Source organism: Myxococcus sp. CA023 (assembly GCF_010998615.1).
GTDB lineage: Bacteria > Myxococcota > Myxococcia > Myxococcales > Myxococcaceae > Myxococcus.
Window position 1 is genome coordinate 150,736 of record NZ_JAAEAH010000008.1, and the last position, 13,062, is coordinate 163,797.

9 protein-coding genes are annotated in these 13,062 nt (G+C 67.8%); 2 read left to right on the top strand and 7 right to left on the bottom strand.

Annotation, left to right across the window (positions count from 1 at the left end; genetic code table 11):
• Positions 1-112: 112 nt before the first annotated feature.
• Together F8M74_RS05470 and F8M74_RS05475 are read right to left on the bottom strand one after the other, a co-directional pair.
• Positions 113-7,549, bottom strand: coding sequence for a HAMP domain-containing protein (locus F8M74_RS05470; protein ID WP_141255080.1), 7,437 nt, complete (start codon positions 7,547-7,549; stop codon positions 113-115).
• Between the two features lie 200 nt (positions 7,550-7,749).
• Positions 7,750-8,634 carry a hypothetical protein gene (locus F8M74_RS05475; protein ID WP_141255079.1) on the bottom strand — a complete coding sequence of 295 codons (885 nt, stop codon included), beginning with the start codon at positions 8,632-8,634 and terminating at the stop codon, positions 7,750-7,752.
• Positions 8,635-8,811: 177 nt separating this feature from the next.
• On the opposite strand from F8M74_RS05475, the gene F8M74_RS05480 reads away from it, so the two are divergent.
• Positions 8,812-9,240 (top strand): TonB-dependent receptor, encoded by a 429-nt coding sequence (locus F8M74_RS05480; RefSeq protein WP_228559318.1) that lies wholly within the window; start codon positions 8,812-8,814, stop codon positions 9,238-9,240.
• 519 nt (positions 9,241-9,759) lie between these two features.
• On the opposite strand, the gene F8M74_RS05485 is transcribed toward F8M74_RS05480, so the two are convergent.
• Positions 9,760-10,326, bottom strand: a complete 567-nt coding sequence (locus tag F8M74_RS05485; protein ID WP_141255078.1) for a hypothetical protein — start codon at positions 10,324-10,326, stop codon at positions 9,760-9,762.
• Here F8M74_RS05485 and F8M74_RS05490 point away from each other — a divergent pair.
• Positions 10,325-10,897, top strand: a complete 573-nt coding sequence (locus F8M74_RS05490) for a bZIP transcription factor (protein ID WP_141255077.1) — start codon at positions 10,325-10,327, stop codon at positions 10,895-10,897. The genes F8M74_RS05485 and F8M74_RS05490 overlap by 2 nt on opposite strands.
• Positions 10,898-10,925: 28 nt before the next feature.
• Here the strand turns inward: F8M74_RS05490 and F8M74_RS05495 are convergent, their stop codons facing one another.
• The 4 genes from F8M74_RS05495 to F8M74_RS05510 all read right to left on the bottom strand — a co-directional run bounded on the left by F8M74_RS05495 (position 10,926) and on the right by F8M74_RS05510 (position 12,885).
• On the bottom strand, positions 10,926-11,231 hold the full coding sequence (locus F8M74_RS05495; RefSeq protein ID WP_141255076.1) for a cyclic-phosphate processing receiver domain-containing protein: 306 nt from the start codon (positions 11,229-11,231) through the stop codon (positions 10,926-10,928).
• A 99-nt stretch (positions 11,232-11,330) separates the two neighbouring features.
• Positions 11,331-11,678, bottom strand: a complete 348-nt coding sequence (locus F8M74_RS05500; RefSeq protein ID WP_141255075.1) for a TipAS antibiotic-recognition domain-containing protein — start codon at positions 11,676-11,678, stop codon at positions 11,331-11,333.
• 79 nt (positions 11,679-11,757) lie between these two features.
• Entirely contained in the window at positions 11,758-11,985 is a 228-nt protein-coding gene (locus tag F8M74_RS05505; protein WP_141255074.1) for a hypothetical protein, read from the bottom strand.
• A gap of 30 nt (positions 11,986-12,015) precedes the next feature.
• Positions 12,016-12,885 carry a 2-oxo acid dehydrogenase subunit E2 gene (locus F8M74_RS05510; protein WP_141255073.1) on the bottom strand — a complete coding sequence of 290 codons (870 nt, stop codon included), beginning with the start codon at positions 12,883-12,885 and terminating at the stop codon, positions 12,016-12,018.
• Between the last annotated feature and the right edge of the window lie 177 nt (positions 12,886-13,062).

Sequence of the window (13,062 nt, forward strand, 5' to 3'; positions counted from 1 at the left end):
GGATGAATCTGGCCCGGTCCCACCTGTTCCCAAGGTGGAAGAGGCTAGGCGGCCCCTCGACCGGACCCAAGCCCGGAAGAGAGGCGCCGTACGGTAACCATCACTCAGCGAATCAAGCCGTCACCCACAGACGGATGAGCTCCAGAAGCTTGTCGGTGTCCACCGGCTTGGGCAGGTAATCGCTCGCGCCGGCCGCCATGCACTTCTCCCGGTCGTCCTTCAGCGCCTTCGCCGTCACCGCGATGATGGGGAGGCTGGAGTACTTGAGGTCCTTGCGGATGGCCCGCATGGTCTCATAGCCATCCATCTCCGGCATCATCACGTCCATGAGGACGATGTCGACGTCGCGGTGCTGTTCGAGCATCTCGATGGCCGCGCGCCCGTTCTCCGCGAACACCACCTGCATGCCGTGGTTCTCCAGCACGCTGGTGAGCGCGAAGATGTTGCGCATGTCGTCATCCACCACCAGGACCTTCTTGGCGGATAGCTCCGTGTCCATCTCGTTGCGCTGAGCCAGGGCGGCGCGGGCGCGAGGCGGCAGGTTCTGGTCCAACCGGTGGAGGAACAGCGCCGTGTCGCTGAGCAGCTGCTCCGGACTCTTCGTCCCGCTCTTGAGGATGACACTGCCGGTGTAGCGACGCAGCCGGGCCTCGTCCTTGGGCGTCAGCTCCTTGCCGGTGTAGATGACGATGGGCAGGTCGCGGAAGCGGTTCTGCGTCTTGACCTCCTCTACCAGCCGGATGCCGTCGGTGTCGGGCAGCATCAGGTCGATGACGACGCAGTCGAACTCGCCCGTCTCCAGGTTCTGGAGCACCTCCTCGCCGGTGGCCACGGCCGTCACCTCGACATCGCCGCCTTCGCTGAGCAGCTTCACCAGGCTGTCGCGCTGGACGTCGTCGTCCTCCACCAGCAGCAGCCGGCGCTCCTTGCGCTCCAGGAAGCTGGCCAGCTGGTTGAACACCCGCTCCAGGCCCTCCTTGCTGACGGGCTTGGTGAGGTAACCGAAGGCGCCCTGTGAGTTGCCCTGGTTCTTGTCCATGACGCTGATGACGTGCACGGGGATGTGGCGCGTGCGCGGGTTGCGCTTGAGCCGGTCCAGCACGCTCCAGCCGTCCACCACGGGGAGCTGGATGTCCAGGGTGATGGCGTGCGGCTGGAACTCGTTGGCCATGGACAGGCCGGTATCGCCGCGCGTGGCCACCAGGGCCTTGAAGCCCTTCTCCCGCGCCATCTGCACCATGATGCGGGCGAACTTCACGTCGTCCTCGATGAGCAGCAGGACGCGGTCCCCTTCGCGGATGTGGTCGCGGTCATCCTCCACGGCGACGGGCGTCAGCAGCGACTCGATGGGCGGCGGCAGCGCCGCGTCCAGCACGTGGCCACTGTCCGCCACCGGCTGCGCGGGAGGCGGCTCCGCGCGCGGCGACTCCTGCGTCGGAGGAGGCGGCAGCCGGGGCGGAGGCTCGTACGGGGACGGAATGGACGGCAGCCCCTCCTCCTCCGGACTGACGTACTCGGGCGGCAGGTAGAGCGTGAAGGTGCTGCCGCGGCCGGGCTCGCTGGTCACCTGGATTTCACCGCCCAACAGCTTGGCGATTTCGCGGCTGATGGACAGGCCCAGGCCCGTGCCGCCGTACTTGCGCGCGGTGGAGCCGTCCGCCTGCTGGAACGCCTCGAAGATGAGGCGCTGCTTGTCCCGCGCGATGCCGATGCCCGTGTCCGTCACCGCGAAGCCGAGCACGTACCGTGAGCGCCGCAGAACCTCGTGGTCGAAGTGCGTGCCCGGCTCTGCCAGCTTCACCTTCAACTGGACGCTGCCCTCGTCGGTGAACTTGAAGGCGTTGGACAGCAGGTTCTTCAGCACCTGCTGGAGCCGCTGCGGGTCGGTGCGGATGTGGCGCGGCGCGCCGGGCCCCACCTCCACGGTGAAGGACAGGCCCTTCTGCTCCGCGACGGGGAGGAAGCTGCGCTCGATGAACTGATTGAGCTCGGTGAGGACGATGTCCCGCGGCTCCACCTGCATCTTTCCGGCCTCCACCTTGGACAGGTCGAGGATTTCGTTGATGAGGCTGAGCAGGTCTCCGCCGGAGGCGTAGATGGTGTTCGCGTACTCCACCTGCTTGGTGCTGAGGTTGCCGTCCTTGTTGTCCGACAGCAGCTTGGCCAGGATGAGCAGCGAGTTGAGCGGCGTGCGCAGCTCGTGGCTCATGTTGGCCAGGAACTCGCTCTTGTACTTGGAGATGACGGTGAGCTGCTCGGCCTTCTCCTCCAGGCTGACGCGGGCGCGCTCCACCTCGTTGTTCTTCTCCTCGACGCGGCGGTTCTGCTCCTCCAGCAGCGTCGCCTTCTCCTCCAGCTCGATGTTGCTGCGCTTGAGGGCCTCCTGCTGCTGCGTCAGCTCCTTGGACTGGCTCTGGAGCTCCTGCGTCAGGTCCTGCGACTGGAGCAGCAGCTGCTCCGTGCGCATGTTGGCGATGATCATGTTCAGCACCACGCCAATGGTCTCCGTGAGCTGATCCAGGAAGATTTGGTGGATGGCGCTGAACGCGTGGAAGGAGGCCAGCTCGATGACGGCCTTCACCTCGCCCTCGAAGAGGACGGGCAGGACGATGATGTTGAGCGGCGCGGCCTCGCCCAGTCCGGAGGAGATGGTGATGTAGTCCTCCGGCACCTGGGTGAGCAGGATGGTCTTCCGCTCCAGGGCGCACTGGCCGACCAGTCCCTCACCGAAGCGGAACCGGTTGGCGATGTGCTTGCGCTCCCGGTACGCGTAGGTGCTGGTGAGCTTGAGCAACGGCGTTCCGGCCTCGGCGCCGTCCACCAGGAAGAAGGCGCCGTGGTGCGCGGAGACCAGCGGCGTCAGCTCGCTCATGATGAGGCGGCTGACGGCGTCCAGGCTCTTCTGGCCCTGCATCATGCCGCTGAACTTCGCCAGGTTCGTCTTGAGCCAGTCCTGCTCCTGGTTCTTCTGCGTCGTCTCACGCAGGTTGACGATCATCTGGTTGATGTTGTCCTTCAGCGCGGCGACCTCGCCCTCGGCCACGACGGTGATGCTTCGCGTGAGGTCACCCTTTGTCACCGCGGTGGCCACGTCGGAGATGGCGCGCAGCTGGCTCGTCAACGTGCCGGCCAACTGGTTCACGTTGTCGGTCAGCTGCCGCCACGTGCCGCGAGCACCCGGCACGCGGGCCTGGCCGCCCAGCTTTCCTTCGATACCCACCTCGCGGGCCACCGTCGTCACCTGGTCGGCGAAGGTGCCCAGCGTGTCCGTCATGTTGTTGATGGTCTCCGCCAGCGCGGCGACCTCGCCCTTCGCCTCCACGGCCAGTTTCTGCGTCAGGTCGCCGTTGGCCACCGCCGTCACGACCTTGACGATGCCGCGCACCTGTGTGGTGAGGTTGGAGGCCATGAAGTTCACGTTGTCCGTGAGGTCCTTCCACGTCCCCGCGACTCCTGGCACGCGGGCCTGACCGCCCAGCTTTCCTTCGACGCCCACCTCGCGGGCCACCGTGGACACCTGCTCGGCGAAGGTGCCCAGCGTGTCCGTCATGTTGTTGATGGTCTCCGCCAGCGCGGCGACCTCGCCCTTCGCCTCCACGGCCAGCTTCTGCTTCAAGTCGCCGTTGGCCACCGCCGTCACGACCTTGACGATGCCGCGCACCTGCGTGGTGAGGTTGCGGGCCATGAAGTTCACGTTGTCCGTGAGGTCCTTCCACACGCCGGACACGCCGCGCACTTCGGCCTGACCGCCCAGCTTGCCCTCGGTGCCGACCTCGCGCGCGACGCGCGTCACCTCCGCGGAGAAGCTGTTGAGCTGGTCCACCATGATGTTGATGGTGTCCTTCAGCTCCAGGATTTCGCCCTTGGCGTCGACGGTAATCTTCTTGGACAAATCGCCATTGGCCACCGCCGTGGTCACCAGCGCGATGTTTCGCACCTGCGCGGTGAGGTTGGAGGCCATGCTGTTCACGTTGTCCGTGAGGTCCTTCCACGTGCCGGCGACCCCGGGCACCGCGGCCTGGCCGCCCAGCTTGCCGTCCGTCCCCACTTCCTTCGCGACGCGCGTCACCTCGGCGGCGAAGGCGCGCAGCTGGTCCACCATGGTGTTGATGGTGCTCTTCAGCTCCAGGATTTCGCCCCGGGCCTCCACGGAGATTTTCTGCGACAGGTCGCCGTTGGCCACCGCGGTGGTCACCTTGGCGATGTTGCGCACCTGGTCCGTGAGGTTTCCGGCCAGCACGTTCACGTTGTCCGTGAGGTCCTTCCAGGTGCCGGCGACCCCGGGCACCGCGGCCTGACCGCCCAGCTTGCCTTCGGTGCCGACTTCCTTCGCGACGCGTGTCACCTCGGAGGCGAAGGCACGGAGCTGGTCCACCATCGTGTTGATGGTGTTCTTCAGCTCCAGCACCTCGCCCTTCACGGAGACGGTGATTTTCTGCGACAGGTCGCCGTTGGCCACCGCCGTGGTCACCTTGGCGATATTGCGCACCTGGTCCGTGAGGTTTCCGGCCAGGACGTTCACGTTGTCCGTGAGGTCCTTCCACACGCCGGACAGGTCCTTCACGTCGGCCTGACCGCCCAGCTTGCCCTCGGTGCCGACTTCCTTCGCGACGCGCGTCACCTCGGCGGCGAAGGCGCGCAGCTGGTCCACCATGGTGTTGATGGTGCTCTTCAGCTCCAGCACCTCGCCCTTGGCGTCGACCGTGATTTTCTTGGACAGGTCACCATTGGCCACGGCCGTGGTGACTTCGGCGATGTTTCGCACCTGCGCCGTGAGGTTGTTGGCGAGCAGGTTCACGTTGTTGGTGAGGTCCTTCCACGTGCCCGCCACGCCCGGCACTTCCGCCTGGGCGCCCAGCTTGCCTTCCACGCCCACCGTGCGCGCCACGTCCGTCACCTGCTGCGCGAAGATGGACAGCGTCTGCGTCATCGCGTTGATGGTGTCCGCGAGCGCGGCAATCTCGCCCTTGGCATCCATCGTCAGCTTCTGGTTCAGGTCGCCGTTGGCCACCGCCGTCACCACGCGCACGATGCCGCGCACCTGCGTGGTGAGGTTGACGGCCATGAAGTTCACGTTGTCCGTGAGGTCCTTCCACACGCCGGACACGCCGCGCACTTCGGCTTGACCGCCCAGTTTCCCTTCGGTGCCGACTTCCTTCGCGACGCGCGTCACCTCGGCGGCGAAGCTGTTGAGCTGGTCCACCATGGTGTTGATGGTGCTCTTGAGCTCCAGCACCTCGCCCTTGGCGTCGACGGTAATCTTGCGAGACAGGTCACCCTTGGCCACGGCCGTGGTGACTTCGGCGATGTTGCGGACCTGGTCGGTGAGGTTGTTGGCGAGCAGGTTCACGTTGTTGGTGAGGTCCTTCCACGTGCCCGCCACGCCCGGCACCACCGCCTGGGCGCCCAGCTTGCCTTCCACGCCCACCGTGCGCGCCACGTCCGTCACCTGCTGCGCGAAGATGGACAGCGTCTGCGTCATCGCGTTGATGGTGTCGGCCAGCTCGGCCACCTCGCCCTTGGCCTCCATCTTCAGGCGCTGGGTGAGGTCACCGTTGGCCACCGCCGTCACCACCTTGGCGATGCCGCGCACCTGGGTGGTGAGGTTGACGGCCATGACGTTCACGTTGTCCGTGAGGTCCTTCCAGGTGCCGGACACACCGCGCACCTCGGCCTGGCCACCCAGCTTGCCGTGGGTGCCGACCTCGCGCGCCACGCGCGTCACTTCCGAGGCGAAGCTGTTGAGCTGGTCCACCATCGTGTTGATGGTGTTCTTCAGCTCCAGGATTTCGCCGCGCGCGTCCACGGTGATTTTCTTGGACAGGTCGCCATTGGCCACCGACGTCGTCACCAGCGCGATGTTGCGCACCTGCGTGGTGAGGTTGGAGGCCATGTAGTTCACGTTGTCCGTGAGGTCCTTCCACACGCCGCCCACGCCCTTCACGTCGGCCTGGCCGCCCAGCTTGCCGTCGGTGCCCACCTCGCGGGCCACGCGCGTCACCTCGGAGGCGAAGGCGCGGAGCTGGTCCACCATGGTGTTGATGGTGTCCTTGAGCTCCAGCACCTCGCCGCGCACGTCCACGGTGATTTTCTTGGACAGGTCGCCCTTGGCGACGGCCGTCGTCACCTCGCCGATGTTGCGCACCTGGGCCGTGAGGTTGTTGGCCATCAGGTTCACGTTGTCCGTGAGGTCCTTCCACGTCCCGGCGGCGCCAGGCACCTGGGCCTGGGCGCCCAGCTTGCCTTCCACGCCCACCGTGCGCGCGACGCTGGTCACCTGCTGCGCGAAGACGTTGAGGGTGTCCGTCATCGCGTTGAGCGTGGCGCCCAGCGCGGCAATCTCACCCTGCGACGGCACCATCAGCTTCTGGGTGAGGTCGCCGTTGGCGACGGCCGTCACCACCTTCACGATGCCTCGCACCTGCGTGGTGAGGTTGGAGGCCATGAAGTTCACGTTGTCCGTGAGGTCCTTCCACGTGCCGGAAACGCCGGGCACCGCGGCCTGACCGCCCAGCTTCCCTTCGGTGCCGACTTCACGCGCCACGCGCGTCACTTCCGAGGCGAAGCCGTTGAGCTGGTCCACCATCGTGTTGATGGTGCTCTTGAGCTCGAAGACCTCGCCGCGCGCGTCCACGGTGATTTTCTTGGACAGGTCGCCGTTGGCCACCGCCGTGGACACCTCGGCGATGTTGCGCACCTGGGCCGTGAGGTTGTTGGCCATCAGGTTCACGTTGTCCGTGAGGTCCTTCCACACGCCGGACACGCCGCGCACTTCGGCCTGACCGCCCAGCTTGCCGTCGCTGCCCACCTCGCGCGCCACGCGCGTCACCTCGGCGGCGAACGAGTTGAGCTGGTCCAGCATCGCGTTGACGGTGGTGCCGATGCGGAGGAACTCGCCCTTGACGGGCTGGCCATCAATCTCCAACGCCATCTTCTGGGTGAGGTCGCCCTGCGCCACGGCCACCAGCACGCGCGCCACCTCCGTGGTGGGCTGCACCAGGTCGCCGATGAGCGAATTGATGGAGTTGATGCTGTGGGCCCATTCGCCGCGCACGTCGCCCAGCGACACGCGCTCGCCCATGCGGCCCTCGCGGCCGACCACGCGCTCCACGCGGACCACTTCCTGCGTCAGGGTGGCATTGAGCGACACCACGGCGTTGAAGGCACTGGCGATCTCCTCCATCACCGGGTCGGCGCCGCCGCCGGGGAGCCGCACGGAGAAGTCTCCGCCATGCACCGAACGAAGCGCGGCGAGCAGTGGCTGCAGCGGATGGCCGCCGCGTCCCTGGCCACGCGAGGTGGAAGCACGAGCGCCACTGCCCCGGCCGTTGCGGCGGGCGGGCTTCGGTGCCGCCTCTTCGAGGTCCGCTGGCGAGGTGGAGCGGGTTCGTCCTCGGCCGCCGCGCAAGCGGTTGACCGCGGGGCGCTCGGAGGGGGCCACCTCGCGGGTGGGCGCCTCCGGGCGGGAAGTGTCGTTCCCCGAAGGCTTGCGTGCGGAGGCACGCTTACGGCCGTTGGAAGAAGACTGGGGAACCTTGGTGTCGTCCACGCGAGAAACCTCTGATCGGGATGAACGCTGCTGGCTGCGCTGAGCGGCGCCCGGGCTGGGACGAATCTCCAGGGAGTTCGCGGGCTTGTCGATTCAATGCAGGCCCCGCGGAAACCCTGAACGTTCACCAATGAACGCAGTGATTCAGAGGCCCGGACCGCCCGTGAAAGGCACCCGGCGCCGCACCTCCTACGAACATCTCAGGGGGCAGGGGCCGTGCACGGAAATCCGTCGCAGCCGTGCACATAGAGGGGCCGTCCGAGGAGCCTCCGAGCAGGCTCCCCTGGCGGGCGCTGCGCCGGCTCGTACCGGGCGGTCCGGAGATCCACCGTGAAAGCCTGCTCGTCCCCCTGGGCGCAGGCGAGCAGGACGCGCTCGGGGCGCTCGAGCCACCACAAACCCGCTACTTCACACGGCAACTCCACGGGGAGTGGAGTGAGGGTTCGCGCTTCGTAGAAGCGGAGCGAGGCCTCGTCGAGCACGGCGGCGAAGGTGCCCTCCGCTCCCACGGACAGCCGTGCTTCCGCCCCGGATACCGGCACCTGTCCCAGCACCGCTCCGTCAGGCGCCACCGAGACGAGCTGCCCCTCCGCGTCGAGCGCCAGCACCCCGCCCCCGTGGCTGACGAGCGATACCGGGGAGAAGTCGCCCATGCGCATGGGCTCGGCCCCGTCGTCGCGCCAGAGCTGTCCGGCCTGAGACCACCAGAGGCGATTCTCCCGGTCGAAGGTGACGGCGCGTACGCCCGCCAGGGGGAACCGCCGGGAGCCCTCCGGCAGGGTGCAGACCGCCATGGCCTGGGCGCCGTAGACGGCGGCGCGCGAGGCATCCGGCGATACGGCCCAGCCCAACAGGGGGCGCTGCAGGAGACGGGCGAGACAGTGGTTCAGCGCGCCGAAGTGCGGATCCGAGGTGGGCGCGGAGATGAGGTAGGGCAGGCTGGTGGTGGCGACGTAGACGAGCAACCCGAGCGCGGCGGCGGTGGCCACGGTGAGCGGCCATGGGCCGGCTCGGCGCAGGCGAGCCTCCTTCGCGGAAGCGCGCGCCGCCTTGCCTCCTGACACCGGACTCTCGCGTCCACTCACGGCGGCTCCTCGCGGCGGCGTTCCTGACCTTGCCGGGTGGTGGTGTCAACAGCGGCCCGGCGCCACGTCCCAGTTCGTTTCCCCACGACAGCACAGAACGGGGCCGAAGGGTGGCCGTGCCATGATGTTCTGGAGGGGAGACAACGCCCGCATGGTGGGGAGAAGGCGCTGCGAATCGTGGGAGTCGCCCTGGCCGCGTTGCTGACGGCCGGCGCCGCGGAGAATCCACGGAGTGCCATTCTGGGCACGGTCATCGATGCCCAGTCACGGCCGCTGTCACAATCGCGGTTGCTCGGAGCGGACCGGCCCCATGTCTTCAAGGCCTTTGCATCAAAGGAGTTCACGCTCACGCTCAACGCGGGACTCGCATACCTGGGCGCGGCCGGAACACCGCGCGAAGCGGACAGCACACGAACGCCCTGGGTCCCCACCATCGATGCTCAACTGAGCGCTCGCTACGGTACTGCCGACCAGCACTTGGTGACGCTGAGCATCGACGCGTTCAATGTGCTCAAGGCCCAGGCTGTTCTCCGTGAGGAGACGTTGCTGCCCTTTCAGTACCAGGCGCCACGACAACTCCGTCTCGGGGTTCGCTACGCCTTCTGAGGCAGACCGCCTCGGGCCGGGAGTTGGCCAGCTGCTGTTCGGAAATGTCGGGACATTTGGTGCCGGCGAAAACCCCCGACATTTCCGAACAGCAAGCTCTGGAGTCGCTCCCGGCACCCGGGAACGGTCAGTGCTCTATGCGCTGCTGATACAGCAGACCAGGAGGCTGCTCATGCAACAGGGCCATGCCGATGAACGTTTTCGATGTTCCCGGGCCGTCATGCCCCAGTGCGGGAGCGTCCTAGAGGGTGGCTCTTCAGGGGCTTCCTGACGCCAACGCTCCCTACATGCGGCCATCCTCCTGGCTATTCGCCTGTTCCCGCGCTTGCCGCCTCGCCCCCGGACCGCACCTTTCAAGGAAAAGGGAAAGGAACCGACCATGCGACGCGCCATCACCCATGCCGCCCTGACCATCAGCCTCCTCACGTCGTCGGCCGGGCTCGCCCAGTCAGCAGGCGGTGGCGCGGCCGGAGGCACGGCGTCCGGCGGAGCGCCGGGCATCGTCCAACCACAGGGCGCCTATGAACCAGGCAACTTCTCGCCTCCGCCGCAAACGGCTCCCGGCGATTCGGGAAGAAACTCAATGGACACGATTGAGACCAACACCGGCGCGGAGCCCGTTGCCGCGCCACCGGCGGGCGCGACACGCGGGTACACCCCACAACCGGGGATTGGCGGCAGCGGACAACCTGACACATCCACGAACGCCGCCGACGGCACCTGGGGAACTGGAATGAACATTCCTTCCACTAGCACGACCGGCACAGGTGGGTCGGGCATGAGTGGCACCGGTGGAACGGGCACGACCAGCGGAAGCACGAACACGGCAGGCGCGAACTCCGGCGTTAGCGGTACGGCGACCGGCGGCAGCGGCATGACGACCGGCTCCAGCTCCAATGTCGGCGGTACTGCGACCGGCGGCAGCGGCGTGTCGACAGGCTCCAGCTCCGATGTCGGCGGTACGACGACCGGCGGCGGCCTAACGACAGGCTCCAGCTCCGATGTCGGCGGTACGGCGACCGGCGGCGGCCTGACGACCGGATCCAGCTCCGACGTCAGCGAGACGGCGACCGGCGGCAGCGGCATGACGACCGGCTCCGCGACGGGTGGCGCTGCCGGCAGCAACACGATGGGACCCCAGCCCTCTGCGACGGGCCCGGGCAGTTCGGCAGGTGGAAGTGAAACACCGGCTGGCGCGACCACGGGCGGCGCGGCCAGCGGCGGCGCAGCGGAGACTCAGGCAGCCAGCGGCGCGCAGCCCGAGAACCTCGAGCAAGAGGTCGCGCGGCTTCGCGACCAGGTCCAGCGGCTCGAAGCCGAGGTGAACACATTGCGGCGCGAGGGCACGGGGACGGGAGGCTCAGGGACGCAGGCCACGGCGTCTGAGGCGGACACGGCGTCCACGGTGCTGGCCAGCGTCGTCATGCAAGGGCGGGTGGCCTCCGTCGGAAAGGACCACGTCGTGGTCCGCGACGCGGAGTCCGGAGACACCTTCAACCTCTTTGTGACCAACACCACCCGCATCAGCGCCAACGGCAAGCGCGTCTCACCGCAGCAACTCTCCGAGGGCACGCCCGTACAGGCCGCGTTCAACTACATCGCGGATGGTGACACCTACGCCACGCAGATTCGGGCCTATCCCGGCCGCAGGCGCTGAAGCCCCGCCCCTTCACCTGGGGACGAGCTCAACCACCCTGCCCTTCCTGGACGAAGCGCTCGATGCGGGCGATGGCCAGCGTCATCTTCTGTCGCGCGGAGCTGTTCGCCGAATGCACCTGGCCCCGTGGCGGCACGAAGCCACGGGTCGCCACGGCCTCTTCCAGCCACAGCAAGACGTCATATCCGGTGCCATGCGCGTCGTCGCCCAGGTCGTGGTCCAGGCTCAGCTCCGTCACCTGCCCGGACTCCAGCAGCGAAATCGCTTCTTCGGGCCACCACACACGCACCCAGCCGTCGGGAGTGGCCCGTTCGTCATCCAGATAGACCTTCATGGCATCCACGCCTCGCGTTCGGTGACACAGCGCCCCAGGGACGCGACTGGAGCGCCGTGACTGAATCCAACGACGACGAAGCAGGCTGCCTCACCACGGCTACGCCTGCCCCTCCAGACTGGCCATTGCCTTGCCGATGTAAGCGAAGAGCGCGGGGTCCAACCCGTGCTTCGCCGCGACCTCGGGCTCCTGCTGATGCGTCGCATTCAGCGCCCCTTCGATGCCAGGGTCGCCCCCCGTGAACGCCTTCAGCAGCTCCCGCCAGCGCATGGCCAGCGAGCGCACCGGCTCGCTCGTGGGGTCCGTGCCCTGGTCCATCTCCGCGCGGACGCGGGCGATGAGCTGGGGCCACTCGGCCTCGACCTGGCGGATGGCCTCCTCGCCCAGGGCCTCGCGGCGGGCCTTCAACAGCTGGAGTTGCTCCGGCGTGTAGTGCTTCTCGAACATGATTCACACCTCATCCCGCCACGGCAGTGTGGCGTGATGAGATGGGTACGGCCTCACGCGGCGTGAGGCTCAAGCGGATTCAACGCTCGTCATCCGAAGCGCCGCCCCCGAGCTTCCGCAGCTTCGCCGCGAACGGGCTCTCTTCTCCAGCCCGCAGCGTCCCGCCCGCCATCCGCTGCCGCCGCGCCAGCGCGAGGCCTCCCTCGGCGGGCCCTTCCAGCGCCTCCTTCTCGAAGCGGTCCTGCCCACCGAGCGCGCGCCCCACGGGGCGCGAAGCACTGACACGGCGGTTCGTATCCACGGACATGAAGGCCCCTTTCGAAGCAGCGGCCCGATGCTACCCCACCTCCGCACCGCTCGCAGCCCCGCGCCCGTCTGGCGAAGCCGAGCCCCACGTCCCCTCCGGGTCCTCCAGCGCGGCGCCGATGTCGCGCAAGACACGCGCGGCGTCCTCCACGCCGATGAGCCGGGCGTCCCATGTGCAAGTGAGCGTCATCACCTGCCCAGGCACCAGCGCGCCCGCATCCACCACGGGCTCCGTCCGCACCGCGCCCGGCGCCAGCAGGAGGGGCACGCGCGTGTACGGCACCAGGGCCACATAGCCCCGTTCCAGCCCCAACGAGCCCAGACTCGTCACCGCCACCGAGCCGAACGGGTCCCACGGCATGCCCACCCAGCGCAGGTCCACGTTCAACGTGAACCAGACGAAGGACAACATCCGCAGCGCCAATCCCATCAGGAAGCCAGGGATGAGAGAGGAGCGCCGCTTGCCACGCTCGATGACGGCATCCCTGCGCGCTCGGACCGCTGCAATGCGCGAGGCCATCGTCTCCGCGAAAGCCCCCAATGACAGCGAGTCCGCGCGATGCACCGTGGCCGTCGTCAGGTCCGCGCGCCCCGTCTCCGCGGGCTGCACCACCAACACGCAGACGCCGACCTCCTTGCGCCGCCAGGGGCGATTCCAGCGCATCAGGACATTCGCCTCCGGATGGCGGCGCAGCGCATCCGCGGCGGCCTTGGCCACCAGGTGCGTCACCGTGAGGCGCTGTCCCGTCCGGGCGCGGAAGGCTTCGAGGAAGGCCACCGCTCGCTCCATGCGCACCTCCACCGCCGCATAGGCGCTGGGGTCTCCCGGCGAACGCCATGTCCCCAGGGCGAGCTTGCGGAAGGCACCGGCCGGCGGTGCGGGCTGTAGGTCGAGGTGCACGGGCAGCGTCCGCCTTCGCACGGAGCCCGGTCCCCTGCAACTGTGGGCCATGTGCGGAGCCCTGCGCCTGGCCCGCCGCCCTGTTAGACAGGGGCTTCCCTCCCCCGAGGCCCCGACATGACGCCCATCGCCCTGGCCCTGTCTCTCGCCCTCCAAGCCTCGCCAGCCCCCCAGAAC